The sequence below is a fragment of the Saccharothrix hoggarensis genome (genome assembly GCF_042678885.1).
Taxonomy (GTDB): Bacteria; Actinomycetota; Actinomycetes; order Mycobacteriales; family Pseudonocardiaceae; genus Actinosynnema; species Actinosynnema hoggarensis.
On sequence record NZ_JBHTLK010000010.1, the window covers coordinates 1 to 25,254 of the forward strand.

Consider the following 25,254-nt stretch of genomic DNA (forward strand, 5'->3'; position numbering starts at 1 on the left):
CGGCGCGGCTGGTCGCCGGGACCGCGGCGGCGGCGGTCGTGCTGCACGGCTCGCCGCCCCTGGACGAACGGGTGGCAGCGGCGGCCAGGCGGTCGGGCGCGGCGGTGCTGCTGGTGGACCCGTCGGTGCCGTGGGGGCAGCTGGCGAACGTCGCCCAGACGTTGGTGCTCGGCGGGCAGGGGTCGGGCGACCTGTTCGCGGTGGCGGACGCGATCGCCGCGGTGGTCGGCGGGCCGGTGACGATCGAGGACCAGCAGTCGCGCGTGCTGGCGTACTCGTACCGGCAGCAGGACGTGGACCCGGTCCGGGTGCAGACGATCCTGGGGCGGCGGGTGCCGGAGGAGGCGTGGCAGGCGCTGGACGCGTACGGCGTGTTCACGCACCTGGCGCGCTCCGACGAGCCGCTGTTCGTGCCGAAGCTGACCGACCGGCTGGGCGGGCGCCTGGTGGCGGCGGTGCGGGCCGGGCGCGAGCTGCTGGGGTCGGTGTGGGTCGAGGTGGACGACCCGGTGGACGCGGTGCGGGCGGCGGCCCTGGTGGACGGCGCGCGGACGGCGGCGCTGCACCTGCTGCGGGCGCGGGCGTCGGCGGACCTGGAGCGGCAGGCCGAGGCGGACCTGGTGATCGAGGCGCTGGAGTCGGGCGTGCCCGCGAACCTGGCCCGGCTGGGGTTGCCGTCGGCGGACCTGCGGGTCATCGCGGTGCAGGCGCACGCCGGGGAGGGCGAGCACGGGGCGGCGCTGCTGGCGTTCTCCCGGGCGACGGCGGGTTTCGGCTGGTCACGGCCGGGGCGGTCGGCGTTGTTCGGCAACGTCCTGTACACCGTGCTGCCGTGCGCGGACGACCCGGCGGCGGCGCTGGACTGGGTGCGGGCGCTGGCCCGTGAGCTGCCGGCGGAGGCGGTCGTGCTGGCCGGGGTCGGTGGTCGGGCGGACGCGTCGTCGCTGCCCGCGTCCCGGAGCGAGGCGGACGAGTGCCTGGCGCTGTCCGGCGGGGAGCCCGTCGTCTACGACCACGCGTGGGCGCGCGTGCTGCTGCGGCGGCTGGCGAGTGTGGCGGAGGCGGGCCGGTTGCCGTTGCGGGGGCCGGTGGCGGACCTGGTGCGGCACGACGCCGAGCACGGCACCCAGTACGCGGTGACGCTGCGGGCGTGGCTGGCGGCCCAGGGCGACGCGCGGGAGGCGGCGCGGGCGCTGTCCGTGCACCCGAACACCCTGCGGTACCGGATGCAGCGGATGGGCGAGGTGACGGCGTTGCCGCTGGACGACCCGGAGCAGCGGCTGGCGATGGCGATCGCGCTGGCCATCACGACGACGTCCTGAGTCACCGGGGCTGCCCGGGCGGCGCCGGGCGGGGCGCGGGACGATGACGCGGTGCTCCCTGATCTTTCTGCCGACCTCACCGCCCGGTTGCGTGAGGCGTTCCGGACCGCCGGCTACGACGCGGACGGTGTTGTCGACGTGCTCGGGCCGCAGGCCCACGCCGCGCTGGGCCGGGGTGAGCCCGAGGCCGCGCGGCGGGCCACCCGCGACGCCGGCGCCGTCGGCTCCCTGATCCGCCTGTTCCTGCTGGGCGACACCGAGCCCGAGTCGGCGGTGCGGGCGGCCCTGCCCGACGTCGACCTCGACACCGCCGTGAAGGCCGAGGTGCTGCGCGGCTCCGGCGACGGGCTGCGGGCCGGCCTCGACATCCGCCCCTACGGCGACGACGAGGGCTCGTGGTGGGTGATCGCCGACCAGGACTCCGAGCAGCGCGGCGGCCCCGTGCCGACCGACCACGTGCTGGGCGTCGGCCACGCGTCCATCAGCCTCGCGCGCGCCACGTCGCGCCGCCCGGTCGGCACGCTGCTCGACCTGGGCACGGGGTGCGGCGTCCAAGCGCTGCACGCGAGCCGGCACGCGGGGAGGATCACCGCCACGGACCTGTCGGAGCGCGCGCTGGCGCTGGCCGCGGGGACGTTCCGGATCAACGAGGTGGACGTCGAGCTCCGCCAGGGCGAGTGGTTCGGACCGCTGCGCGGTCGGCGGTTCGACCAGGTCGTCTGCAACCCGCCGTTCGTGGTGGGCCCGCCGCGCGTCGACTACGTCTACCGGGACTCCGGCCTGGCCGGGGACGACGCGAGCGCGCTGGTCGTGCGCCAGATGCCGTCCTTCCTGAACGAGGGCGGCGTGGGCCAGCTGCTGGCGTCGTGGCTGCACCGGAAGGGCGAGGACTGGGCCGAGCGGGTCTCCGGCTGGCTGCCGCGCGGCGGGGTGGACGCCTGGTTCGTCCAGCGCGACGTCGCCGACCCGGCCCTGTACGTCGGCACGTGGCTGCGCGACGCGGGCGTGGACCCCCGAAGCGAGGAGGGCCGGGCGAAGGCGTCGGCGTGGCTGGACTGGTTCGAGGAGAACGACGTCGAGGGCGTCGGGTTCGGCTTCGTCACGCTCCGCCGCACGGACGCCGCGCACGCCGAGGTGGTGTGCGAAGACCTCCGCCACGCCTTCGACGACCCGCTGGGCCCCGAGTCGGCCGCCTGGCTGGACCGGGTCGCCTGGCTGCGCGCCACCGACAACGCCCAGCTCCTGGCCACCCGCTTCACCGTGCCGGAGACCGTGCTGCTGGAGGAGGTCTCCTCCCCCACCGACGAGGGCTGGGAGGCGGTCGTGCGCCGCCTGCACCGCGTGGACGGCCCCGGCTGGCAGCAGGAGCTGGACGAGACCGCGGCGAAGCTGCTGGCGGGCTTCCGGGGCGCGCTGCCGCTGGAAGACCTGATCACGCTGCTGGCCTACGCCCACGACCTGGACGCCGACGCGCTCGCCCGGGCCGCGCTCCCGATCGTCCGCGACCTCGTCCGGCACGGCATGGTGGTGCCCGCGTGAGAGCGGTCGTGGCACGCGTCACAGAGGCTTCGGTCACCGTGGAGGACGAGGTGGTGGGCGCGATCGCCGAGCCGGGCCTGTTGGTGCTGCTGGGCGTGCACGTGGACGACGACGTCGACAAGGCGCGCGCGATGGCCCGGAAGCTGCACGAGCTGCGGATCCTCAGGGACGAGGAGTCGTGCGCCACGACCGGCGCACCCCTGCTCGTTGTGAGCCAGTTCACACTCTACGGCGAGACGCGGAAGGGGCGGCGGCCGTCGTGGACCGCCGCCGCCCGGCCCGGGCACGCCGAGCCGTTGGTCGAAGAGGTGGTCGCGGAACTGCGCCGGAAGGGCGCGCGAGTACAAACGGGACGGTTCGGCGCGATGATGTCCGTGCGGAGTGTGAACGACGGTCCGTTCACCGTGTTGGTGGAACTCTAGATCCTTCTCAGGGAATCCTCAGGATTCGCGGCGCAACCGCTGTGACGGCAGTGACGTCTTCAGGTCATGGGAAGCGGGAACCATTTCGGCCCGGTTCGCGTTTCCCCCAGTGTCAGACACCGAAAGGTGAGCCGCGCAACGCAGCGCGGAGTGTGCGACACGACCGCACTGCCAGCCCGCGACACAAGGGGGAGGGAGCTCCATGACCGTCCCGAGGCTCCTCGACCGTCAGGTCGGGAACGACACGACCACCACGAGCGCCGAGTTGGACCTCGACGCCCAGGGACCGGCCGCCGACCTGGTTCGGGTCTACCTGAACGGCATCGGCAAGACAGCGCTGCTGACCGCGGCCGACGAAGTGGAACTCGCCAGGCGGATCGAGGCCGGCGTCTTCGCGCAGCACAAGCTGGAGACCCACCCCGACCTGCCGGATGAGCGCCAGCGCGAACTGCGCGCGTTGATCCGCGACGGTCACGTGGCAAAGAACCACCTTCTCGAAGCGAATCTCCGGTTGGTCGTTTCGCTTGCGAAGCGATACACGGGGCGCGGAATGCCGCTGCTCGATCTGATCCAGGAAGGCAACCTGGGCTTGATCCGCGCGGTCGAGAAGTTCGACTACACCAAGGGCTTCAAGTTCTCGACCTACGCGACCTGGTGGATCCGCCAGGCGATCACGCGGGGAATGGCGGACCAGGGTCGCACGATCCGGCTGCCCGTCCACCTCGTGGAGCAGGTCAACAAGCTCGCCCGGATCAAGCGGGACCTGCACCAGACGTTGGGCCGCGAGGCCACCAACGAGGAGTTGGCCCGCGAGTCCGGCCTCACGCCGGAGAAGGTCGTCGACCTCCTCGACCACGCGCGCGACCCGGTGAGCCTCGACATGCCGGTCGGCACCGAGGAAGACGCGCCGCTGGGCGACTTCATCGAGGACTCCGACGCGACGGACGCGGAGAGCGCGGTCATCTCCGGGCTGCTGCAGGACGACCTGCGGCGGGTGCTGGCCACGTTGGAGCCGCGCGAGCAGGCGGTGATCCGGCTGCGGTACGGCCTGGAGGACGGCCAGCCGCGCACGCTGGACCAGATCGGCAAGCAGTTCGGGCTGTCGCGGGAGCGGGTGCGGCAGATCGAGCGCGAGGTCATGTCGAAGCTGCGGCAGGGCGAGCGGGCCGCCAAGCTGCGCGCCTACGCCAGCTGAGCGGGCGGTGATCCGGCCTGACACGGTGATCCGGCCTGACACGGGGACGGCCTGACGCGGGCGCTGAACCCGGGCTCGACGGTGAACTGACGCGATACAGCGACGTTGCGGCGGTGAGTCACCGCTGTGCGGGATTGACTTGTGACGCCAGTCACGGCACGGTCGTGCGTTACACGAACCAAGCGACACCTCCGCCCCATCACGCGGAGGTGCTCGCATGCTGAGGAAGGTCGGGGCGGTCGGGGGCCGGCCCGGCCTTCCGCATTTCCTCAGAGGCCCAGGTACTCCGCGAGCTTCGCGCGGTAGAACCGCACGTGCCCGTCGCGCTCCTCGCCGGAGTACCCGCGCGGCACGCCCTCCACGATCATGACCAGGCACAGGTACGCGCGGTAGAGCGCGACACGGGTCCGCTCGGCGTCGCTGAACTCCCGCTTGCCGTACCCGGCGGCGAAGTCCTCGTCCAGTTCGGTGAACAGGGCGACGGTCGCGATCTCCGCCAGCGGGTCGCCGAACAGGGCGCGTTCCGGGTCGATGATCCCCTCGACGTGGCCGTCGGCGAGGAAGATGTTGGCCTCCCACAGGTCGAAGTGCACCAGCACCGGCTCGGTGACCTCGTCCAGCAGGTGCGCGCGGGCCTCGACGGCGCCGCGCACGGTCGGCGGGAGCTCCACGCCGAAGCGGTCGGCGTCGGCCAGCACCGCGTCCACCATCCCCGTGAACGCCTCGCGCCACGTCGCGCCGTTCGGGCCTTGGACGTAGCCGAACACCGGCCCCGTGATCGCGTGCAGCCCGCGGACGACCTCCCCCAGCTCACGCCGCAGCGCGCCGTGCTCGGCGTCGCTCAGCCCCGGCCGCGCCGTCGACCACGGCACCCCGCGCAGGGCGGTCATCAGCAGCAAGCCGTCCTCGTGCAGCAGGACTTCCGGCACCGGCAGGCCGTGCGCCGCCATCAGCTCGAACGCCAACGCCTCCGTGCGCATCAGGTCCCGCTCGTGCGTGAGCAGCGGCACACCCGGCGGCGGCGCCACCTTCAGCACGGTCTCGCGACCGTCCGCGGTGGTGAGCCGGTACGCGGTGTTGAACATGCCGTCGGTCAGCTCGACGTGCGCGACGAGCGGCACACCCAGGACGCGGCGGACGAGGGCGTCGAGTTCGGATTCGGGGAGCCGGCGCTTGGTGAGGCTGTCGACCACGACGCGAATCACATCACGGGTGGCGGGACGCGACGGCGCGATCGGTATAGGTTCGGCGGAACCCGAAGCGCGCAAGGGAGCCCGCGACGTGACCTCGTCGAACCTGTTGGGACCGACGTTCCAGTACACCGACGTCCTGCCCCTGGCCAAGGACAACCACACCGACTACCGACTGGTGACGCCGGACGGCGTGTCGGTCGTGGAAGCGGCCGGCCGGACGTTCCTCCAGGTCGAGCCCGCCGCGTTGACCCTGCTGGCCAAGGAGGCCATCCGGGACATCCAGCACCTCCTGCGCCCCTCGCACCTGGCGCAGCTGCGCGCGATCGTGGACGACCCCGAGGCCAGCGGCAACGACCGGTTCGTCGCGATGGACCTGCTGCGCAACGCGTGCATCTCCGCGGGCGGCGTGCTGCCCATGTGCCAGGACACCGGCACGGCGATCGTGATGGGCAAGCGCACCGAGTCCGTGCTGACCGGCGGCGCCGACGAGGAGGCGTTGTCGCGCGGCATCTTCGAGGCGTACCAGGAGCTGAACCTCCGGTACTCGCAGATGGCGCCGACGACGTTCTGGGACGAGAAGAACACCGGCACCAACCTGCCCGCGCAGATCGACCTGTTCACCGCGCCGGGCGTCGAGCCGAAGTACGAGTTCCTGTTCATGGCCAAGGGCGGCGGCTCGGCCAACAAGACGTTCCTGTACCAGGAGACCAAGGCGCTGCTGAACCCGGCGCGGCTGGCCAAGTTCCTGGACGAGAAGCTGCGCTCCCTCGGCACGGCCGCGTGCCCGCCGTACCACCTGGCGGTCGTCGTCGGCGGCCTGTCCGCGGAGCAGAACCTGAAGGTCGCCAAGCTCGCGTCCGCCCGGTACCTCGACGGCCTGCCCACCGAGGGTTCCGCGCTGGGCCACGCGTTCCGGGACGTCGACCTGGAGCAGCAGGTGCTGGAGCTGACCCGGAACTTCGGCATCGGCGCGCAGTTCGGCGGCAAGTACTTCTGCCACGACGTGCGCGTGATCCGGCTCCCCCGGCACGGCGCGTCCTGCCCGGTCGGCATCGCGGTGTCGTGCTCGGCGGACCGGCAGGCCAAGGCGAAGATCACCCCCGAGGGCATCTTCCTGGAGCAGCTGGAACGCGACCCGGCGCACTTCCTGCCCGACGTCACCGGCGAGGACCTGTCCGACGAGGTCGTGAAGATCGACCTGACCCGCCCGATGGCGGAGATCCGCGCGACGCTGTCCGCGCTGCCGGTGAAGACGCGGGTGTCGCTGACCGGTCCGCTGGTGGTGGCGCGGGACATCGCCCACGCCAAGATCAAGGAGCGGCTGGACGCGGGCGAGCCCATGCCGCAGTACCTCAAGGACCACCCGGTGTACTACGCCGGTCCCGCGAAGACGCCCGAGGGTTACGCCTCCGGGTCGTTCGGGCCGACGACCGCCGGGCGGATGGACTCGTACGTCGAGCAGTTCCAGGCCGCGGGCGGGTCGCTCGTGATGCTGGCCAAGGGCAACCGGTCCAAGCAGGTGACGAACGCGTGCGCGACGCACGGCGGCTTCTACCTGGGCTCGATCGGCGGACCGGCGGCACGGCTGGCGCAGGACTGCATCCGCAAGGTCGAGGTGCTGGAGTACCCCGAGCTCGGCATGGAAGCGGTCTGGAAGATCGAGGTGGAGGACTTCCCCGCGTTCGTCGTCGTGGACGACAAGGGCAACGACTTCTTCGCCGAGACCTCCGCCCCGACCCTCCAGATCACGTTCCGGAAGTAGCGGTCCCCCGGCTACAGGTCGAACACGCCGAGCTTGGCGCCGCGCGTGAAGAAGTCCCACTCGCTGTGGGTGAAGCGCTGTGGGGCTTCTTCAGGCCGCTTGCTGTTGCGGACGAGCACCTCGTCTGCCGTGCGCATGACCTCGACGCAGTTGGAGCCGCCGCCGCTGAACTTGGTCCACTCGTCGGGCTTCAGGCTCATCAGGTCTCCTCCGTGATCCGGGTCAGGAGTTCGCGGCTCTCCTCGACTCCCAACGCCTTCGCACGGGTGTAGTCGAACCAGTGGCTCGTCTTCTCCACCAGGTGGACGGCGTCCACGAAGTGGTCTCCGAACGGGGTGTCGACGCTGACCAGCGACGGCAGCTTGTCGGGCAGCCGGAACAAGGTCAGCGTAGTACCGGTCAACGGGTGCGTCCCGGCTCCTTGCGGCATGACCTGGACCACGACGTTCTCCAGCTCCGTCAACGCCAGCAGGTGCTTCGCCTGGTCCCGCATGACCTCAGGGCCACCGATGTTCGCGCGCAGCGCGGGCTCCGCGATGACCGCCCAGAACCGCAGCGGTGGCTCGCGGTCGGTGAGCAGGGCGCGTCGTTCCATGCGCACTTGGAGGTTCTTCTCCAGCGTCTCGCCACTCACACCACAGGCGACCATCAGCGCGCGGGCGTACGCCTCGGTCTGGAGCACCGCCGGGACGAGTTCGAACGACGAGTAGAGGGCTTCCGTGGCGGTGGCCTCCACGTCCAGGATGCGGCGCAGCCACGGCTGGATCATCCCGCCGAGCTTGCTCCGGGGCCGCCGGCGGTTGGCCTCGGTGTTGAGGTTCAGCAAGTCGTCGCGGGTCGCCTCGTCGACGTCGTAGAGGTCGAGCAGCTTCTCCAGCTCCGCGCGTCGGACACCGCTGACCGCCGTCTCGATGTTGCCGATCTTGGTGGTCGTGCAGTGCAGGACCTCGGCCGGGCGCTCGCGTGGCAACCCGGCCTCTTCCCGCATGCGGCGGAGCGTGGTGCCGATCTGGATGCGGGCCGCGCTGCGGTGAGGGCTGGTCATGGCTCTCCTCGAATCACCCGGTTGATATATGCCGCAAAGTTGTGGACACATAGTACGGTCGCCGTGTTCGAAGAGTGTACGGGCATGACCTAGGAGTGACCAACGATGGGGTCGAGGTTCCACCAGCTGAGCTTGATCGAGTCCCGGACCAGCGGGGTTCAGTTCCGGGAGATCACGCGCACGCCCGTCGACAAGTCGGAGGACTTGCACGCGTGGATGGTGCGGATGCTCGCGACGCACCGCTGCAACCTCGGCCTGTACGTCGCCGAAGCGGGCGCGATGACCGACGAGGGCGACGCGATCGACGCCGACCTGTGGTTGGCGTGGGACGGGGTGGCCGCCTTCGCGACGACGGAGTGAGGAGTCAAGCGGTGCGGCTCGGGCGGTGCGGGTCAGGCGGTGTCCTCGCGGGCTTCGAGGACGACCCGGCGTGAGCCCAGGGGCGCTTCGAGGGTGACGTTGACCGGGACGTCCCGGAGTTCCTGGGTGCACAGGCCACCGCCGGGCGGCGGGTAGTACGTGGTCACGAGGGTGATGAGCACCTGGTCGCCGGACTGGGCGGTGACCTCGGCGCTCGCCGTCTTGCAGCCGCCCGCGAGGCCGACGACCTGCACCGTGCGGCCGTCCTGGGACGTCCAGACCTGCCGCTTGTAGGTGTCCGGGAGCGTGCCGCCGTCGATCTGGGCGGCCGGGACCTCGGTGGGTCCGCCGGGAAGGGCCTCGGCGCTGGCCTGGGGCGGCGGTGCGGTGGGCGGTGCCTCGGTGCCACCCGGCGCTTCCGTGCCACCAGCGGGTTCGGTGCCCGTTGTCCCGGTGCCGCCCGGCGATGACAACGTTGTCGACGCAGACGAAGGGGCAGTGGCGCCGTCCGGCGACGTGCCCGACGGGCTGCTGGTGCACCCCGCGAGCGCGAGCAGGGCGAGGGCGACGGCGACCTTGACGTTCCTCATAGCTGAAGGACGTTACCCGGCGCGGTGAGGTTGCAGCGTGAAGCGGTCGGGGCGGTGAAGCGGTCGTGGCGTGAGGTGGTGGCGCCGTGGCGGGGTGGGGCAGAACGGTGCCCGGCCGACCGGGGGCAGGCCGACCGGGCACCCTGGAGGGAGGCCTACTTCTTGTCCTGCCTGGTGGTGAGCACGACCTGGCGGTCGCCCAGCGGCGCGTCCAGCTTCGCGGTGAGCGGCGGGTAGCGGATGTCCATGGTGCAGACCTGCTCGTCGGCCGGCGTGGTCTCGACCAGGACGACCTTCACCACCTGGGCGTTCTGCTCGGCGATCTCGACGCTCGCCTTGCCGCAGCCGCCCTCCTGGGCGATGACGCCGAGCGTGGCGCCGTCGCCCTCGGTCCACACGGTGGTGGGGGTGCCCTCGGGGACGTTGGTCGCGTCGAGCCTGCCCTTGGGCACTTCCTTGCCGCCGGGCGGCACGGGGCTCTCGAACTCGGGCTCCGGGCTGGGCGAGGTCGGTTCGGCCGACGTGGTCAGGGTCGGTCCGCTGTCGCCCGGACCGACGGGCGTGGACGTTGCGCAGGCGGCGAGCACGACCAGCAGCACACCCGCGCCAAGTGCGGTTCCAAGGCTTCTCATGTGAAGAGGACGGAGCCACCCGCGAGGCGGGTTGCGCCGCCCTTTTCACAGTTACCCGTTCAGGTGACCGCCGGCTTCGGTTCGAGCGGTCGCGGTCGGAGCGGTCGCGGTCGGAGCGGTGGCGTTCGGAGCGGTCGCGGTTCGAGAGGTCGCGGTTCGGGAGGGGTGGCTGGTGGAGGGCGGCGCCACCAGCCACCCTGCGGTCACGTGCCGAGGGCGCGCTTGATCCCGGCGACGGCGTGGCGCACGGCGTCCAGTCGCCGCGCCGAGGCCAGTCCCGCGTGGTAGAGGTGGAACTCCTCCACGCCTGCCTCGGCGTAAGCCAGCCACTCGGCGAGCAGTTCGTCGCCGTCCACCGGCTTCGGCGGCAGGGCCAGCACGTACGCGGCGGTGCGCACGTCGGCTTCCTCCCGCAACGCCCGGATGGCGGGCACGGACGCGTCCACGCCCGGCCAGCACGTCACGGTGAGCACGTCGACGTCAGCGTCGACGCCTCCCGCGACCGTGGCGAACGGCCCCGTTCCCCACGGGTCGGCGGTCGCGTGCGCGGCGATGCGCGTCGCGGGCGCCGTCGCGCGGATCAGGCCCACCAGTTCGCGCCGCAACGACCGGGAGATGCCCGTGCGCACCTCGCGCACGTGCCCGGCCCGGTCGCCCAGCGCCTCCTCGACGCTGTCCGCGCCGCGGTCGACCGCCGCGCGCACGACGTCCCGCAGGCCGACCGGGTCGGTGTAGCGGTCCGTGCACGCCGCGCAGAAGCACAGCGACAGCAACTTCTGCTGCACGGCGGACCAGTCCGCGCCGTCGGTCTTCTCGTGGTGCCCGCCGTGGAAGAACCCGAGCGGGCCGCACGCCTCCAGCACGACGCCGTCCGGCCGACCCAGTTCGAGCACCTCGGACACCAGCGTCCGGGCGTACTCCACGACGTGCTCGTTCGACGGGCACAGCGCGTACGGGTACGCGTCGCCGAACGCGTTGCGGACCACCAGGTCGGGGTTCGCGTCCCCGAGCCGGCTGCTGTGCGTGAGCACGGTCCACGCGTACACCGGCAGGCCGGCGGCGCGCACCGCCGAGGCGGCGTCGCCGAACGAGTCGTCACCGTCCATCCAGGACGGTGTGGCGGGGCTCAACCTCTTGTCCCGCCAGGCTTCCTCCCGCACCGGGAGGTAGAACGCGGCGTGCCGGGCGTCCACCATCCTGCGGCGCGGGTGGAACGGGGTGGCGGCGCGGACGGTGTGGTACGACGCGGCCAGGGCCACGGCGTCCACGCCGAGCGACGCCACCCGGGCCACGGCGTCCGGGTCGCCGATGACATCCCAGGGGTACAAGTGCGCGACGGTGGTCACCACCGGGGGCGCTTCCTCTCGTAGGACGGGTCGTGCTTCTGCATGTATCCGGTGTCGTCGCGCTGCACGATGCCGCACGTCCGGTAGTTCTCCGCGAGCCGGGCGAGCGCGTCGCGGTCGAGTTCGACGCCGAGCCCCGGCGCGGTGGGCACCGGGACGGCGCCGTCCACGAAGGTGAACGGCGTGGTGATGACGTCGTCCGCGGAGTTCCACGGGTAGTGGGTGTCGCAGGCGTAGTTCAGGTTCGGCGTGGCCGCGGCGAGGTGGGTCATGGCGGCCAGGCTGATCCCGAGGTGGGAGTTGGAGTGCATGGACAGGCCGATGCCGAACGTCCGGCAGATCGCGGCCAGCTCCTTGGACCGGGACAGGCCGCCCCAGTAGTGGTGGTCGGACAGGATGACCTGCACCGCGCCGACCTCGACGGACCGGGCGATGTGCTCGAACGCGATGACGCACATGTTGGTCGCCAGCGGCATCGGCGCGCGGGCCGCGACCTCCGCCATGCCGTCGATGCCCGGCGCGGGGTCCTCCAGGTACTCGACCACGCCGTCGAGTTCCGCTGCGACCTTCAGCGACGTCTCCGGGGTCCACGCCGCGTTGGGGTCGAGCCTCAGCGGGTGCTCGGGGAACGCCTCGCGCAGCGCGTGGATCGCCTCGATCTCCTGGTCGGGCGGGTAGACGCCGCCCTTCAGCTTGATCGAGCCGAAGCCGTGCCGCTCGACCAGCGTCCGGGCCTGGGCCACGATGCCCGCCGGGTCCAGCGCCTCGCCGAACTCGTCCGGCTCGGCGCCGGGGTGGCCGGCCCACTTGTAGAACAGGTAGGCGCTGTACGGCACGGCGGACCGCACCGCGCCGCCGAGCAGGTCGCTCACCGGGCGGCCCTCCGCCTTGCCGCGGATGTCCCAGGTCGCCACCTCGAACGCCGAGAACACGCGGTCCACAGTGGACTCGACGGTGAGCGGGCCGGTGAGCCCGTGCCGGTCGGAACCGGCCTCGCCGCCCAGCGCCGTCGCGATCCGGGTGTGCATCTCGTTGAGCGCGTGGACGTCCAGGCCGACGAGGGCGGGCGCGGCGGTGCGCATCCGGCCGAGGTGCCCGATGTCGCCGTAGCTCTCGCCGAGACCGGAGATTCCCTCGTCGGTGTGCACTTCCACGATGGTGCGCAGCGCCCACGGCTCGTGGACGCCGACCGAGTTCAACAGCGGCGGGTCGCGGAACGCCACCGGCGTGATGACGATGTCGGTGATCCTCATCCGGCGAGGCTCCGTCCGGCCGCGACGATCTTCTCCAGCTCGGCCAGGTGTTCCGGCGTCGGGTCGAGCAGCGGCGGGCGGACGCCGCCGACGTCCAGCCCGGTGGCCCGCACCGCGGCCTTGACCAGCGCCACCGCGTAACCCGGCACCCGGTCCCGCAGCTCCACCAGCGGCTTGTAGAACTCCGTCAGGTACCGCGTGACGAGCGCGTCGTCACCGGCGCGCACCGCGTGGTAGAAGCCGAGCGAGATCTCCGGCGCGAAGCAGAAGACCGCCGACGAGTACAGGTTCACGCCGATGCCCCGGTACGCGGGCACCGTCAGCTCGGCCGTCGGCAGGCCGTTGAAGAACTGGAACGGCTTGTCGACCGCCCCGCGCACCGCGAGCACGATGCGCTGCAGCAGGTCGATGTCGCCGAGCCCGTCCTTGAGCCCGACGACGGTCGGCAGCGACGCGACCTCCACCGCCGTCTCGGGCGTGAACACCGCGTTGTTGCGCTGGTAGACGATCAGCGGGAGCTCGGTCGCGGCCGCCACCTCCGTGACGTACCGGACCAACCCCTTGGGCGGGTTGGCCACCAGGTACGGCGGCAGGAGCAGCAGGCCGTCCGCGCCCGCCCGCGCGGCGGTCTCGGCGACCCGCTTGGCCGTCGGCAGCGGACCGCCCGTGCCGACGAACACCGGTACCCGCCCGGCCGTCGCCTCGACCGCGACCGTCACCGCGCACTCGATCTCCGGGAGTTCCAACGCGTGGAACTCGCCGGTGCCGCAGGCGACGAACACGCCGCCCGCCCCCGCCGCCACCCCGCGTTCGACGTGCTCGGCCAGCACGTCCTCCGCGAGCCCGCCGTTCGCGCGGAACGGCGTCACCGGGAAGAACAGCACCCCATCCAGTTGCATACCCAGACCTTCATCCCTTGATCGCTCCGGTGGTGATCCCACGCAGGAAGGACTTGTGTGGCTCCGGCGCGCACGGCTCCGGGCTCCTCACGTGCCGGCGCACAGGCGGCGAGCACACCGACGTGAGGTGGAGGGGCCGGGCGCGATCGGCGGCGTGCGATCGGGTCGTCGCCGACGCGGCACCGGTTCCGGTGCGGTTCCCGCGGTGGTTCCGGTGGTGGTGTCGTGGTGGGGCGGCGCCGGCTCGGGGACGCGCGGGGCGGGGCGTGGACCCCGTGGGGCGGCCCCGGTTGGGCCGCCCCACGGGCTTGGAAGCGACGGCGCCGCCGCCAACAGCCGTCGCCCCCACGTCTCGGGCGGTGCGCACCGCGCTCACGGGACCACCCCGGGTGGCCGACCGGTCCGCGTCCGGGGGGCGCGGGACCTCGACCTGGGGAGGGGTTTCACCGGTTCGGGGGATGCCGCCGATCCGGTGGAGTCGGGTGCGACGGCTCGCGGGCCGTCGGAGCACTTGGTGTAGACCTTGGTCGACGGGGCGCCGCCGCGGGTCCGGGGCGCGGACCGCGGGTGGCGGTGCGGTCCGGCGGGTGTCCGGCCCGGTGGGAGCGCTGCCCGACGCGGGGAACCGCAGGTCGGGGACACGACGGCACCGGCGACGGCCACGACGGCGGCGGCCGCGCCGCACCGGCGGGAGGGTGTCATCGACGGTGGCTCCTCTTCGCAACCCGGCTGTTCAGATACGTGAATTGCGGTCGTACTTGTGAACGCATTGGGCGGACTGTAAGAATCGGCGCAGCGACGTGTCAAGAGCGTGTAGCCGGAACGTTTCCCGTGGAGGACTTGGTGACTGGACCCGCGTCACCCGCTCGGCCGAACGCGGTCAAGTCGGCCGATCGGACTGTGGAACTGCTCGAAGTGCTGTCGTCGTCGGACCGCCCGCTGACGCTGACGGAACTGCACCGCGAGCTGAGCTACCCGAAGTCGAGCCTCTACATGCTGCTGCAGACGCTCGTCGCGCGCGGCTGGGTGGAGCTCGACCCGACCCGCGGCACGTACGGCATCGGCGTGCGCGCCCTGCTCGTCGGCACCTCGTACCTCGACCACGACCCGGTGGTGCAGGTCGCCATCCGGGTGATGGAGCAGGTGCGGCGGGAGATCAACGAGACCGTGCACCTGGCCCGCCTCGACGGCGCGGACGTCGTCTACCTGGCCAGTCGCGAGTCCGAGCACCACCTCCGCGTGGTGTCCCGCGTCGGCCGCCGCCTGCCCGCGCACTCCACGTCGCTGGGCAAGGCGCTGCTGGCGGCGCGCACCCCGGCCGAGGTCGACGCGATCCTGCCCGCGCGGCTGGACCCGTTGACGCCCAACACGATCATCGAGCGGCCCGCGCTGCACGCGCAGCTCGCCGGGTTCCGGGCGGTCGGGTACGCGCACGAGCGGGAGGAGAACACGCCCGGCCTGGGCTGCTTCGCCGTCGCCCTGCCGTACCGCAACCCGGTGCTCGACGCGATGAGCTGCTCGGTGCCGCTCGGGCGGCTCGACCCCGACCACGAGCGGCAGGTGGTCGAGGCGCTGCTGCACGGCGCCCGCACGATCACCGAGCTGCTGCGCCAGTTCGGCCGCTGACACCGCCGCTCCCCCGCGTCCCGCCAGCAGCCAGCCCGCTGTCCCGCTAGCCAGCTGTCCCGTTGTCCCGCTAGCCCGTTGTCCCGTGTCCCGGACCTGGTGACCGGACCCGGTCGTCGCACCGGCTCCCCGGACCTGTTCGCCGTACCCGCTTCCCGCACCGCCGCTGCACCTCGAGCTGACACAGTTGCTGAAAGGGCTCACCGTGACCGCACGAATCCTCATCACCGGCGCCGCCGGCGTGGTCGGCACGCTCATGCGGACCCGACTCGCCGCGCCGGACCGGACCTTGCGCCTGCTGGACATCGCCCCGCTGCCACCGGCCGCCGACGGCGAGCGGGTCGAGCTGGTGACGGCGTCGGTGACCGACGCGGCCGCGATGGAGTCGGCGTGCGAGGGCGTCGACGCGGTCATCCACCTCGGCGGGCACAGCCTCGAACGGCCGTGGGCGGAGATCCTGGACGTCAACATCAACGGCACGCACGTGGTGCTGGAGGCCGCCCGTCGCGCGGGGGTGTCGCGGGTCGTGCTGGCCAGCTCCAACCACGCGGTCGGGTACTACAAGCGGGAGTCCGGCGAGGCCGCCGACTACCTGTTCCCGCAGCCGGACACGTACTACGGCGTGAGCAAGGTGGCGCTGGAGGCGTTGGGGAGCCTCTACGCGTCGCGCTACGGCATGGACGTCATCGCGGTGCGGATCGGGTCGTGCTTCGAGAAGCCGCGCGACTTCCGGATGCTGTCGACGTGGCTGTCGCCCGACGACGGCGCCCGCCTGTTCGAGGCGTGCCTGGCCGCCCCCTCGCCCGGTTTCCGGGTGGTGTGGGGCGTTTCCGACAACACGCGCCGGTGGTTCTCGCTCACCGAGGCGGAAGCACTGGGGTACAAGTCCGAGGACGATTCCGAGGTGTACGCGGACGAGGTGCTGGCCGCGGGCGAGCCGCCCGCCGACTCGCCGGCCCAGGTGTACCTGGGCGGCGTGTGGTGCGGTCCCGAGTTCGACACCGCGGTGAAGGAGGCCGGTCGATGAGCGGCGTGCAGGGGTTCGACCCGCGCACCGGGCAGCCCGTCGGGGCGCCCGTGCCGGAGACGTCCGACGCCGGGGTCGACGCGCTGGCGCGGGCCGGCGAGGCGGCGTTCCCGTCGTGGTCCTCGCTGCCGGCGGTGGAACGGGCCGCGGTGCTGGACGCCGTGGCGGACGCGCTGGACGCCTCCGCCGACTCGTTGGTCGCGCTCGCGGACGCGGAGACGGCGCTGGGCGCGCCCCGGCTGACCGGTGAGCTGAAGCGCACCACGAACCAGCTCCGGCTGTTCGGCGACGTGCTGCGGGAGGGCAGCTGGGTCGAGGCGACGTTGGACTCGGCGAACCCCGACATCATCCCGCCCCGGCCCGTGCTGCGACGCATGCTCCGTCCACTCGGGACGGTCGGGGTGTTCGCGGCGTCGAACTTCCCGTTCGCGTTCTCGGTGGCGGGCGGCGACACGGCGTCCGCGCTCGCCGCCGGGTGCCCGGTGATCGTGAAGGCCCACCCGTCGCACCCCGGCACGTCGCACGAGACGGCGCGGATCGTCGAGTCCGTCGTCCCGGCGGGCGTCTTCGGCATCGTGCACGGCCAGCAGGCCGGTGTGGCGCTGGTCAAGCACCCGGCGGTCAAGGCGGTCGGCTTCACCGGTTCCACCACCGGCGGCCGGGCCCTGTTCGACCTCGCCTCCTCCCGGCCCGACCCGATCCCGTTCTACGGCGAGCTCGGCAGCGTGAACCCGACCGTCGTCCTGCCCGACGCCGCCGCCGCGCGTCCCGAGGGGTTCGCGGCCGAGTTCGTCGGCTCGCTCACGCTCGGCGTGGGCCAGTTCTGCACCAACCCCGGCTTGCTGTTCGCGCCCGAGTCCCTGGTGCCCGCGCTGGCCGACGCCGTGTCGGGGGCGGCCGGCGGCCCGATGCTCAACGAGCGCATGTCGGACGCGTACCGGTCGGGCACCGAGGGCCTGGCGGCCTCCGGGCTGGCCGACCTGGTCGCCAGTGGGAGCGCGCCCAGCGAGGGGTGGAGCGTCGAGCCGAGGCTGTTCCGGGTGCCGCTGTCCGGGTTCGCGGAGAACCTGGAGAAGCTGACCGAGGAGCACTTCGGGCCGGCGGCGATCGTGGTGACGTACACCGATCCGGCCGAGCTGGAACCGGTCCTCCCCCGCCTGCCCGGCACCCTCACCGGCACCGTGCACGCGGCGGAGAGCGAGCACGACTCCGCCGGACGCGTCGCGGAGGCGTTGCGGCCGGTGGTCGGGCGGCTGATCTTCAACGGGTGGCCGACCGGTGTCGCCGTGGCGTGGGGCATGCACCACGGTGGCCCGTGGCCCGCCACCACCAACCCGCTCCACACGTCCGTCGGCGCCACGTCGATCCGGCGGTGGGTGGCGCCGGTGACGTACCAGGCGTGGCCGGACGACCTGCTGCCCGCCGAGCTGCGCGACGGCAACCCGCTGGGCATCCCGCGCCGCGTGGACGGCGTGCTCGGCGTCCACTGAGACCGCTGACGCGGGTCTCGCCTCCCACCGGGAGCCGGGGCCCGCGTCGGGAACGGTCCCGGCCGTGAACGCGGATCACCTTGGTGTCGCTGAAGACGACGGCGCCGAGCCGACGTCGAGGGGAACTGGCCACGGCCCGGAATGACAAACCGTGGCGGCACCGCACAACAGATCACTCGAATGGCGGAGTAGAATTCCTTGTACCGGCAAGGTGTTCGCCGGTGGGTTCACGGGACGGCGGAGTTCGTCCTTCCAAGACAACCCATCCGTACCATCGCCGCCGCCCGCGGCGCGACGTTGGCGGCGACACCGGGGGCGGACGGCAGGTTGGCGGTGCCGGTCAGGTCCGCCGGAGCGACCCGAGGAACGCCCGGAATGGACGGTCCGCAAAGGTCAGCGCCGGTCCTGGCCGCTTGCTGTCCCGAACGCTGGTCGTGTCCCGTCCCACGGCCAGCTCGACGCAGTTGTTGCCCGCGCCGGAGTGTGTGCTCTTGCGCCACGTCTTGTCGTTGTTCATGAGTCCTTCAGTGCGGTTGCCAGTTTTCTGATCAAGGAAGCCGACTCCTTGGGCGACAGGGCGACCTCGCTCACCATTTCCTCGAAGTGCAACAGGTACTTCTGCACGTCGGCGCGATTGTCCACCCACTTGCCGCCGCCCGCGTACTCCAGGTACACGGCCGAAGGATCACTGTCCTCGAAGCGGAGAGCGGTCGCGCCGCCACCGGACATGGTCCCGTGAGCACCGGCGCCGAACGGAACCACTTGGATGGTGATGTTGTCCTGCTTTCCCTTGTCGAGCAAATGCGACAACTGCTCGCGCATGACCGCCGGGCCGCCCACGACCCGGTGCAGGGCGGCCTCGTCGATCACCGCGTGCAGCCGTAAACCGGGCAACCGGCGCTGCCGGTTCGCCAGCGCCGCCGCGACTTGGTCCGTCGACACCGACGCGTCCATGAACCGCTGCCCGGCGAGCCGGATCGCCGCGGCGTAGGCGGCGGTCTGGAGCAGGCCTGGGATGACGATCATCTCGATCGTCCGGACCTCGGTCGCGTCGGCCTCCTGGCGCGCGTAGGTGCGCGCCTCCGGTGTGTACGCGGCGGCGTACACCAGGCGCGTGCCGTCCTGCTTCGCGTCCTCCCACAACGCTTCCGCCTCACGCCGTTCGGCGTCGGTGGCCCCGTACAGGCCGAGCAACGCCCCCAGTTCGGTCCAACTCGGACTGATGTAACCGTTCTCCATCCGCGACAGCGTCGACTGCGTCTTCCGGGTCAGCGCGTGGTAGTCGATCTCGGTCTTGCCGGCACGTTTGCGCAATGCGTTGAGGAACTGACCAAGCTTGCGCTTGCGTCGGGTTTGGACGGCTGCCATGCGGATCTCTCCTCGCTGGAAAAGAACTGCGAACACCCTAGTGCTGTTCCACATCAGGGCCGGCGTCACTCCATCGAGCGTCTACAAGGTGCATATACGCCCTGGCAACATGCCCTCACGAGGTCTCACGCCGTCCGCCTCCGGTGGTGCCGTCGGCGGTTCCGGACACGCTGTGCGACGTGCCCGACGATTCGGGGCTACTCCTGATCGGCGCGGACTACAGTTCGGCCGCATGTACATCTCGCAGGTCCGGCTGCGGAACGTCAAGGGGTTCCACGGCGCCCGCGAAGTGGACCTCAAGCTCACCGCGCCCGGGTGGACGGTGATCGCGGGCCGCAACGGGTCGGGCAAGACGTCGCTGCTGCGCGCCATCGCGCTGGCCGTCAGCGGCCCGGCGGTGGCCCGCAACCTGGTGCCGGACTTCGAGAACTGGGTCACCGCGGGCCAGCGCGAGGGCGTCGTTCAGGTCCAGTTCACGCACGACCGCCGGGTGGAGCGGTTCGGCAAGGGCCGGCCGCCGGAGGGCAGGCTGTGGGCCGGCCTCGGCTGGACCATGCCGGACGAGGAGACCCGCCCGCCGCGCCGCCTCACCCACCGCGGCCTCCAGCCGTCGTTGAAGGAGAAGCTGGAGGGCAGCAAGACCGCCGCCGCCCGCGGCCCGTGGCAGGACAACCCGACCGGGTGGTTCTGCGCGGCCTACGGCCCGTTCCGGCGACTCGTCGGCGGCGCGGGCGACGCGCAGCGGCTGATGCTCAGCCCAGGCCCGGTGTCCCGGCTGGCGAGCCTGTTCCACGAGGACGCGTCGCTCGCCGAGGGCGTCGGCTGGCTCATCGAGCAGCACCTGCGGTCGCTGGAGCGCAGGCCCGGCGCGGACGAGCTGAAGACGGTGGCGCTCGGCGTGCTGTCGGACGGCCTGCTGCCCGACGACTACCGCATCGAGGGCGTCGACTCCGACGGCCTGTGGGTGGTCAGCGGCGGCCACCGGTTCCCGCTGCGCGAGATGAGCGACGGCTACCGCACCGTGGCGGCGCTCGTGGTCGACCTGATCAAGCACATCCACGAGTCGTACGGTGTGCTGAAGACCGCGCCGACGGAGAACGGCACCGCGTTGACCGCGCCCGGCGTGGTCATCATCGACGAGGTGGACGCGCACCTGCACGTGTCGTGGCAGAAGCGGATCGGCGGCTGGTTGAAGGAGCACTTCCCCAACATCCAGTTCATCGTCACCACGCACAGCCCGTACCTGTGCCAGGCCGCCGACCCCGGCGGGCTGATCCGGCTGCCCGGCCCGGACCAGCAGGAGCCGCCGCGCGTCGTGGACCAGGACCTGTACGAGCGGATCGTCTACGGCAGCGGCGACGACGCCGTGCTGTCCGAGCTGTTCGGCCTCGACACCCCGTACTCCGAGCGCGCCGAGCGACTGCGCGCCGAGCTGGTCGAGCTGGAGGTCGCGGTCATCGCGGGCACCGCCGACGAGCGGGCCGTGCGCCGGTACGACGAGCTGCGCGCCCTGCTGACCAGCTCGCCGGTGGCCCGCACCCGCGAGGTGACCGCCCGGCTGGAACGCGGTTGATCCGGCTCGTCCGGCCCGCGCTGCCCGGCGCGCTCGCGGACCGGCTGCCCGAGCTGACGGCCGAGATCGAGACCTCCGCGCAACGGACGCGCACGGCCCGTGCGCTGTGGAAGCGCGCTGTGGTGCGGCGGAACGTGCACGCGCCCCTGCGGCGGCTCCTGGAAGACATGGCGCCGGGCTACCAGCGGTGCATGTACTGCGGCGACAGCCAGGGCACGGACATCGACCACTTCGAGCCGCTGTCGCGCAACCCTCTGCGCACGTTCGACTGGCTCAACCACCTGTTGGCCTGCTCGACGTGCAACAGCAACCTCAAGCGGGACCGGTTCCCCGTCGCCGACGACGGCACTCCCCTGCTCCTCGACCCGACCACCGAAGACCCGTTCGACCACCTCGTGCTCACGCTGTCGTTGGGCGTGTACGTGGCGCTCACGGACAAGGGCGCGGCGACCATCGACGTGTGCGGCCTCAACCGGCCGGTGCTGACGCAAGGGCGGGTGCACGCGCGACGGGTGGTGCTGATGTGCCTCATGAGGTGGAAGTCGGGTCGGGACGACGACGCGCGCCACGAGATGCGTGACGCCGTGCTGACCGTGCGGGGGCAGCCGTTCGCCGACGTGGCGCAGGCGATGCTGCGGCTGGCGCGGTCGCCCGGCGCGGAACGCGTGTTCGCGGAGACGCCGTGGGCGTTGGCCGTGCTGCGGGACGCCGACCTGCGGTCCCAGTTGCTCGCTTGACCTTGGAGTGGGGTCCAAGGTCTACCGTCGTGCCATGCGTGTCGCGGAGTTGGCCGAGGCGGTGGGGGTGCGACCGGACACCGTCCGGTACTACGAGCGGGCGGGGTTGCTGAACCCGCCGCCGCGCACCGCGTCCGGGTACCGGGTGTACCGGGAGGACGCGGTCGAGCGGATCAGGTTCGTGCGCGGGTGCCAGAGGCTCGGGCTCACGCTGCGCGAGATCGCGGACCTGCTGGCCGTGCGCGACACCGGCGTGTGCCCGTGCGAGCCCGCCGAAGAGCTGCTGCACCGGCACATCGCCGAGCTGGACGCCGAGGTGGCGCGGCTGTCCGCGCTGCGCGACGAGCTGACCGCGATGGTCCGCGACCTGCCTGCCGGGCGCTGCCCGGACATCCAGCCGGGCACCTGGTGCCCACCGGACGGGGGGAGGTGACCGACGTGAGCTGCGAGTGCGACTGCGAGTGCACCACCGGGTGCTGCTGAGGCGGACGGACGTCCGCTCGGTGAACCGGTTCCGCTGAAGTGGACGTCGGGGGGCACTGAAGGGGGACGCTGAGGGCGGACGCTGAGGGCGGACGCTGACGGTGGGGACGAGGTCGGCGAGGCGCCCGCCGACCGCGCCCGGGGCGTGCCGCCCGCACCGTCCACAGTGGTTGTGCCGAACGAGTTCGAGCCGATTCACGGAAATCGGACTGAAATTGTCGGACCACGGGTCCATCATGACCCGCATGGCAGACGCAATCGTGGCCGAAGGACTGGTCAAGCGCTACGGGTCGGTGGTCGCTCTCGACGGCCTCGACCTGGTGGTGCCGGAAGGGACCGTCATGGGCCTGCTCGGGCCGAACGGCGCGGGCAAGACGACGACGGTGCGCGTGCTCACCACGCTGTTGGAGCACGACGAGGGCAAGGCCACCGTCGCCGGGCTGGACGTCGTGGCGGACGCGAAGGAGCTGCGCCGCCGGATCGGGTTGTCCGGGCAGTACGCCGCCGTGGACGAGAACCTGACCGGTTTCGAGAACCTCGACATGGTCGGCAGGCTCTACCACCTGGGGAAGAAGCGCAGCCGGGAACGCGCGCGCGAGTTGTTGGAGCGGTTCGACCTGGTGGAGGCCGCGGACCGGCCGGTGAAGGGCTACTCGGGCGGCATGCGCCGCCGGCTCGACCTCGCGGGGGCGCTGGTCGCGAAGCCGTCGGTGCTGTTCCTCGACGAGCCGACGACGGGCCTCGACCCGCGCAGCCGCCTCGGCATGTGGGACGTGATCGCGGAACTCGTGGCCGGCGGCACCACGCTGCTGCTCACCACGCAGTACCTCGAGGAGGCGGACCGCCTCGCCGACAAGATCGCCGTCATCGACCACGGCAAGGTCATCGCGCTGGGCACGGCGAACCAGCTGAAGGACCAGGTCGGCGGTGAGCGGCTGGAGCTGACCGTCGGTTCGGCGCAGGACCTCGCCACCGCGAAGGCCGCGCTGGCGCCGCTGGCGATCGGCGAGATCACCGAGGACGACCGCGGCCGGCGGCTGACCGTGCCGGTGTCGGGCGGGGCGGACGTGCTGGTGGAGGGCATCCGGCGGCTGGACGCCGAGTCGATCAAGGTGCTCGACGTCGGCCTGCGCAGGCCGACGCTGGACGACGTGTTCCTGACGCTGACCGGACACGCGGCCGAGGAGAAGCAGGGGGAACAGGGAGAATGAGCGCGTTCGCACAGGCTCTGGGCGACGGTGCGGTCGTCGCCAAGCGCAACCTCATCAAGATCAAGCGGGTCCCGGACCTGATCGTGTTCTCGACGTTGTCGCCGATCATGTTCGTGCTGTTGTTCGCGTACGTCTTCGGCGGGTCGATCGAGATCCCCGGCATGGACTACCGCGAGTTCCTGATGGCCGGCATCTTCGCCCAGACCGTGGTGTTCGGGGCGACCATCACCGGCGCGGGGCTGGCCGACGACATCCAGAAGGGCGTGATCGACCGGTTCCGGTCGTTGCCGATGGCGCGGTCGGCGGTGCTGATCGGGCGCACCACCAGCGACCTCGCGAACAACGTCATCGTCATCGTGGTCATGTCGATCACCGGGTTGATCGTGGGCTGGCGCATCCACTCGTCGTTCCTGGAGGCGCTGGCCGGGTTCGCGCTGCTGCTGCTGTTCGCCTACGCCGTGTCGTGGGGCATGGCGATCGTCGGCCTGATGGTGCGCAGCCCCGAGGTGTTCAACAACGCCTCGTTCATCGCGATCTTCCCGCTGACGTTCATCGCGAACACGTTCGTGCAGGAGAGCAGGCTGCCGGGTCCGCTGAAGACGTTCGCCGAGTGGAACCCGGTGTCCGCCGTGACGGCCGCGGCGCGCGAGCTGTTCGGCAACACCAACCCCAACGCCCCGGTCCCGGACGTGTGGTCGCTCCAGCACCCGGTGCTGACGACCCTGATCTGGGTCGCGGTGTTCCTGCTCGTGTTCGTGCCGCTGGCGATCCGCCAGTACCGCAAGGCCGTCGCCCGGTGACGTGGGGCGACGCGCTGTGACGTCGAGCGACTCGTCGTGACGTCGGGCGGCGCGGGTGACGTCGAGCGACTCGACGTGACGTCGGGCGACGCGGGTGACGTCGGGCGACTCCGGTGACGTCGGGCGACTCCGGTGACGTCGCCCGACGCCCGGTGACGTAGGGCGACGCGTAATTCGCTGCGCGCGCGGGTGGTGGCCGACCTAGCCTTGACCCATGGTTGCCACCACCCTTCGCGGCGAGCACGTGGACATCCGGCTGTGGGCGGACCCGGCGGAGGTCGAGGAGCAGGCGCTCCAGCAGCTTCGGAACATCTCCGCGCTGCCGTGGGCCGTCCGGCACGTGGCCGTCATGCCGGACGTGCACTTCGGCAAGGGCGCCACGGTCGGCTCGGTCATCGCGTTGAAGGACGCGGTGTCGCCGGCCGCCGTCGGCGTGGACATCGGCTGCGGCATGACCGCGGTCCGCACGTCCCTGACGGCCTCCGACCTGCCCGCCGACCTGGGGGCGCTGCGCCGCCGGATCGAGGCGCGCGTCCCGGTCGGCTTCGCCCAGCACAAGGAGCCGGTGGTCGAGCCGGACCCGTTCTGGGCGCGGTTCGACGAGCTGACGCCGAGCGTGGCGCTGGACAAGGCGCTGCGCCAGATGGGCACGCTCGGCGGCGGGAACCACTTCATCGAGGTGTGCCTCGACACCGACGACCAGGTGTGGGTGATGCTGCACTCCGGATCGCGCGGCACCGGCAACGTGCTGGCGCAGCACCACATCTCCGTGGCGCGGGGCCTGCTGCACAACGCCGAGCTGCCCGACCCGGACCTGGCCGTGTTCCTGGCCGGCACCCCGGAGATGGCGGCCTACCGGCACGACCTGTACTGGGCCCAGGAGTACGCGCGCCGCAACCGCGAGGTGATGGTGGGCCTGGTCTCGGGCGTGCTGCGGGAGTTCTTCCCGCACGTCGCGTTCGACGAGGCGATCTCCGCGCACCACAACTACGTGTCCGAGGAGCACCACTTCGGCGAGGACGTCCTGGTGACGCGCAAGGGCGCGATCCGGGCGCGGGCCGGCGAGCTGGGGATCATCCCCGGTTCGATGGGCACGGGTTCGTACATCGTGCGCGGGCTGGGCAACCCGGACTCGTTCGAGTCCGCGTCGCACGGCGCGGGGCGGCGGATGTCGCGCAACAAGGCGCGGAAGCTGTTCAGCGCCGACGACCTCGCCGCGCAGACCCGCGGCGTCGAGTGCCGCAAGGACGCGGGCGTGGTGGACGAGATCCCGGCCGCCTACAAGGACCTGGACGACGTGATCGCGCGCCAGAGCGACCTGGTCGAGGTCGTCACGAAGCTCAAGCAGGTGGTGTGCGTCAAGGGGTAGGACGTCCGGGGA

Annotated in this window: 25 protein-coding genes; 15 read left to right on the forward strand and 10 right to left on the reverse strand. The window is 71.9% G+C overall.

From position 1 onward, the window contains the following. The 4 genes from ACFQ3T_RS03845 to ACFQ3T_RS03860 form a co-directional block, all read left to right on the forward strand. A partial coding sequence (locus tag ACFQ3T_RS03845) for a PucR family transcriptional regulator (RefSeq protein WP_380719800.1) occupies positions 1-1,322 on the forward strand: 1,322 nt, incomplete at its 5' end. A gap of 51 nt (positions 1,323-1,373) precedes the next feature. Next, the gene (locus tag ACFQ3T_RS03850) at positions 1,374-2,861 is read left to right on the forward strand and encodes a DUF7782 domain-containing protein (protein WP_380719802.1); all 1,488 of its coding nucleotides are present in this window, start codon (positions 1,374-1,376) and stop codon (positions 2,859-2,861) included. Beyond that, positions 2,858-3,283: a D-aminoacyl-tRNA deacylase gene (gene dtd, locus ACFQ3T_RS03855; protein WP_380719804.1), complete on the forward strand. Its 426-nt coding sequence runs from the start codon at positions 2,858-2,860 to the stop codon at positions 3,281-3,283. The genes ACFQ3T_RS03850 and dtd overlap by 4 nt, the downstream gene beginning before the upstream one ends. A gap of 202 nt (positions 3,284-3,485) precedes the next feature. After that, positions 3,486-4,478, forward strand: a complete 993-nt coding sequence (locus ACFQ3T_RS03860; protein WP_380719806.1) for a sigma-70 family RNA polymerase sigma factor — start codon at positions 3,486-3,488, stop codon at positions 4,476-4,478. Positions 4,479-4,747: 269 nt separating this feature from the next. Here ACFQ3T_RS03860 and ACFQ3T_RS03865 read toward each other — a convergent pair whose 3' ends face one another. After that, a complete protein-coding gene (locus tag ACFQ3T_RS03865) occupies positions 4,748-5,671 on the reverse strand; it encodes a phosphotransferase family protein (protein WP_380719808.1) in 924 nt (307 codons plus the stop codon). A gap of 103 nt (positions 5,672-5,774) precedes the next feature. On the opposite strand from ACFQ3T_RS03865, the gene ACFQ3T_RS03870 reads away from it, so the two are divergent. After that, positions 5,775-7,433 (forward strand): fumarate hydratase, encoded by a 1,659-nt coding sequence (locus ACFQ3T_RS03870; protein ID WP_380719923.1) that lies wholly within the window; start codon positions 5,775-5,777, stop codon positions 7,431-7,433. An 11-nt stretch (positions 7,434-7,444) separates the two neighbouring features. Here ACFQ3T_RS03870 and ACFQ3T_RS03875 read toward each other — a convergent pair whose 3' ends face one another. Continuing rightward, the gene (locus ACFQ3T_RS03875) at positions 7,445-7,633 is read right to left on the reverse strand and encodes a DUF397 domain-containing protein (protein ID WP_380719810.1); all 189 of its coding nucleotides are present in this window, start codon (positions 7,631-7,633) and stop codon (positions 7,445-7,447) included. Next, on the reverse strand, positions 7,633-8,478 hold the full coding sequence (locus ACFQ3T_RS03880) for a helix-turn-helix domain-containing protein (RefSeq protein WP_380719813.1): 846 nt from the start codon (positions 8,476-8,478) through the stop codon (positions 7,633-7,635). The genes ACFQ3T_RS03875 and ACFQ3T_RS03880 overlap by 1 nt, the downstream gene beginning before the upstream one ends. A 105-nt stretch (positions 8,479-8,583) precedes the next feature. Between ACFQ3T_RS03880 and ACFQ3T_RS03885 the strand changes: the two genes are divergently transcribed. Beyond that, positions 8,584-8,838, forward strand: coding sequence for a hypothetical protein (locus ACFQ3T_RS03885; protein ID WP_380719815.1), 255 nt, complete (start codon positions 8,584-8,586; stop codon positions 8,836-8,838). Positions 8,839-8,870: 32 nt separating this feature from the next. Here the strand turns inward: ACFQ3T_RS03885 and ACFQ3T_RS03890 are convergent, their stop codons facing one another. The 5 genes from ACFQ3T_RS03890 to ACFQ3T_RS03910 all read right to left on the reverse strand — a co-directional run bounded on the left by ACFQ3T_RS03890 (position 8,871) and on the right by ACFQ3T_RS03910 (position 13,558). Then, a complete protein-coding gene (locus tag ACFQ3T_RS03890) occupies positions 8,871-9,428 on the reverse strand; it encodes a hypothetical protein (RefSeq protein WP_380719817.1) in 558 nt (185 codons plus the stop codon). A 155-nt stretch (positions 9,429-9,583) separates the two neighbouring features. Continuing rightward, positions 9,584-10,060, reverse strand: a complete 477-nt coding sequence (locus tag ACFQ3T_RS03895; protein WP_380719819.1) for a hypothetical protein — start codon at positions 10,058-10,060, stop codon at positions 9,584-9,586. A 203-nt stretch (positions 10,061-10,263) separates the two neighbouring features. Beyond that, entirely contained in the window at positions 10,264-11,388 is a 1,125-nt protein-coding gene (locus tag ACFQ3T_RS03900) for a hypothetical protein (protein WP_380719821.1), read from the reverse strand. Between the two features lie 14 nt (positions 11,389-11,402). After that, positions 11,403-12,659 (reverse strand): glucarate dehydratase family protein, encoded by a 1,257-nt coding sequence (locus ACFQ3T_RS03905; protein ID WP_380719823.1) that lies wholly within the window; start codon positions 12,657-12,659, stop codon positions 11,403-11,405. Then, on the reverse strand, positions 12,656-13,558 hold the full coding sequence (locus ACFQ3T_RS03910) for a 5-dehydro-4-deoxyglucarate dehydratase (protein WP_380719826.1): 903 nt from the start codon (positions 13,556-13,558) through the stop codon (positions 12,656-12,658). Before ACFQ3T_RS03910 ends, ACFQ3T_RS03905 begins: the two co-directional genes overlap by 4 nt. Before the next feature lie 843 nt (positions 13,559-14,401). Between ACFQ3T_RS03910 and ACFQ3T_RS03915 the strand changes: the two genes are divergently transcribed. The 3 genes from ACFQ3T_RS03915 (at position 14,402) to ACFQ3T_RS03925 (ending at position 17,701) form a co-directional block, all read left to right on the forward strand. Next, positions 14,402-15,184, forward strand: coding sequence for an IclR family transcriptional regulator (locus ACFQ3T_RS03915; RefSeq protein WP_380719828.1), 783 nt, complete (start codon positions 14,402-14,404; stop codon positions 15,182-15,184). Positions 15,185-15,389: 205 nt separating this feature from the next. After that, on the forward strand, positions 15,390-16,211 hold the full coding sequence (locus ACFQ3T_RS03920; protein ID WP_380719830.1) for an NAD-dependent epimerase/dehydratase family protein: 822 nt from the start codon (positions 15,390-15,392) through the stop codon (positions 16,209-16,211). After that, complete coding sequence (locus ACFQ3T_RS03925; RefSeq protein ID WP_380719832.1) at positions 16,208-17,701, forward strand: aldehyde dehydrogenase (NADP(+)); 1,494 nt, start codon at positions 16,208-16,210, stop codon at positions 17,699-17,701. Before ACFQ3T_RS03920 ends, ACFQ3T_RS03925 begins: the two co-directional genes overlap by 4 nt. A gap of 340 nt (positions 17,702-18,041) precedes the next feature. Here the strand turns inward: ACFQ3T_RS03925 and ACFQ3T_RS03930 are convergent, their stop codons facing one another. Beyond that, positions 18,042-18,218, reverse strand: a complete 177-nt coding sequence (locus ACFQ3T_RS03930) for a DUF397 domain-containing protein (RefSeq protein WP_380719834.1) — start codon at positions 18,216-18,218, stop codon at positions 18,042-18,044. Beyond that, positions 18,215-19,069 (reverse strand): helix-turn-helix domain-containing protein, encoded by an 855-nt coding sequence (locus ACFQ3T_RS03935; protein ID WP_380719836.1) that lies wholly within the window; start codon positions 19,067-19,069, stop codon positions 18,215-18,217. The genes ACFQ3T_RS03930 and ACFQ3T_RS03935 overlap by 4 nt, the downstream gene beginning before the upstream one ends. A gap of 232 nt (positions 19,070-19,301) precedes the next feature. Here ACFQ3T_RS03935 and ACFQ3T_RS03940 point away from each other — a divergent pair, with 232 nt between their 5' ends. The 6 genes from ACFQ3T_RS03940 to ACFQ3T_RS03965 all read left to right on the forward strand — a co-directional run bounded on the left by ACFQ3T_RS03940 (position 19,302) and on the right by ACFQ3T_RS03965 (position 25,242). After that, positions 19,302-20,642: an AAA family ATPase gene (locus tag ACFQ3T_RS03940; RefSeq protein ID WP_380719839.1), complete on the forward strand. Its 1,341-nt coding sequence runs from the start codon at positions 19,302-19,304 to the stop codon at positions 20,640-20,642. Continuing rightward, a complete protein-coding gene (locus ACFQ3T_RS03945) occupies positions 20,639-21,379 on the forward strand; it encodes an HNH endonuclease (protein ID WP_380719841.1) in 741 nt (246 codons plus the stop codon). The genes ACFQ3T_RS03940 and ACFQ3T_RS03945 overlap by 4 nt, the downstream gene beginning before the upstream one ends. Before the next feature lie 34 nt (positions 21,380-21,413). Further along, positions 21,414-21,812, forward strand: a complete 399-nt coding sequence (locus ACFQ3T_RS03950; RefSeq protein WP_380719843.1) for a heavy metal-responsive transcriptional regulator — start codon at positions 21,414-21,416, stop codon at positions 21,810-21,812. Between the two features lie 295 nt (positions 21,813-22,107). Beyond that, entirely contained in the window at positions 22,108-23,073 is a 966-nt protein-coding gene (locus tag ACFQ3T_RS03955; RefSeq protein ID WP_380719845.1) for an ATP-binding cassette domain-containing protein, read from the forward strand. Continuing rightward, positions 23,070-23,873, forward strand: a complete 804-nt coding sequence (locus ACFQ3T_RS03960; RefSeq protein ID WP_380719848.1) for an ABC transporter permease — start codon at positions 23,070-23,072, stop codon at positions 23,871-23,873. Before ACFQ3T_RS03955 ends, ACFQ3T_RS03960 begins: the two co-directional genes overlap by 4 nt. A gap of 214 nt (positions 23,874-24,087) precedes the next feature. Then, on the forward strand, positions 24,088-25,242 hold the full coding sequence (locus tag ACFQ3T_RS03965) for an RtcB family protein (protein ID WP_380719850.1): 1,155 nt from the start codon (positions 24,088-24,090) through the stop codon (positions 25,240-25,242). Positions 25,243-25,254 lie beyond the last annotated feature (12 nt).

Bases quoted from the DNA above. Each gene is read 5' to 3' on its own strand.
- ACFQ3T_RS03930 (WP_380719834.1), bottom strand. From the start codon at position 18,218: ATGAACAACGACAAGACGTGGCGCAAGAGCACACACTCCGGCGCGGGC.
- ACFQ3T_RS03935 (WP_380719836.1), bottom strand. From the start codon at position 19,069: ATGGCAGCCGTCCAAACCCGACGCAAGCGCAAGCTTGGTCAGTTCCTC.
- ACFQ3T_RS03965 (WP_380719850.1), top strand. From the start codon at position 24,088: ATGGTTGCCACCACCCTTCGCGGCGAGCACGTGGACATCCGGCTGTGG.
- ACFQ3T_RS03895 (WP_380719819.1), bottom strand. From the start codon at position 10,060: ATGAGAAGCCTTGGAACCGCACTTGGCGCGGGTGTGCTGCTGGTCGTG.
- ACFQ3T_RS03960 (WP_380719848.1), top strand. From the start codon at position 23,070: ATGAGCGCGTTCGCACAGGCTCTGGGCGACGGTGCGGTCGTCGCCAAG.
- ACFQ3T_RS03880 (WP_380719813.1), bottom strand. From the start codon at position 8,478: ATGACCAGCCCTCACCGCAGCGCGGCCCGCATCCAGATCGGCACCACG.
- ACFQ3T_RS03860 (WP_380719806.1), top strand. From the start codon at position 3,486: ATGACCGTCCCGAGGCTCCTCGACCGTCAGGTCGGGAACGACACGACC.
- ACFQ3T_RS03885 (WP_380719815.1), top strand. From the start codon at position 8,584: ATGGGGTCGAGGTTCCACCAGCTGAGCTTGATCGAGTCCCGGACCAGC.
- ACFQ3T_RS03910 (WP_380719826.1), bottom strand. From the start codon at position 13,558: ATGCAACTGGATGGGGTGCTGTTCTTCCCGGTGACGCCGTTCCGCGCG.
- ACFQ3T_RS03905 (WP_380719823.1), bottom strand. From the start codon at position 12,659: ATGAGGATCACCGACATCGTCATCACGCCGGTGGCGTTCCGCGACCCG.
- ACFQ3T_RS03890 (WP_380719817.1), bottom strand. From the start codon at position 9,428: ATGAGGAACGTCAAGGTCGCCGTCGCCCTCGCCCTGCTCGCGCTCGCG.
- ACFQ3T_RS03955 (WP_380719845.1), top strand. From the start codon at position 22,108: ATGGCAGACGCAATCGTGGCCGAAGGACTGGTCAAGCGCTACGGGTCG.
- ACFQ3T_RS03875 (WP_380719810.1), bottom strand. From the start codon at position 7,633: ATGAGCCTGAAGCCCGACGAGTGGACCAAGTTCAGCGGCGGCGGCTCC.
- ACFQ3T_RS03925 (WP_380719832.1), top strand. From the start codon at position 16,208: ATGAGCGGCGTGCAGGGGTTCGACCCGCGCACCGGGCAGCCCGTCGGG.
- ACFQ3T_RS03940 (WP_380719839.1), top strand. From the start codon at position 19,302: ATGTACATCTCGCAGGTCCGGCTGCGGAACGTCAAGGGGTTCCACGGC.
- ACFQ3T_RS03950 (WP_380719843.1), top strand. From the start codon at position 21,414: ATGCGTGTCGCGGAGTTGGCCGAGGCGGTGGGGGTGCGACCGGACACC.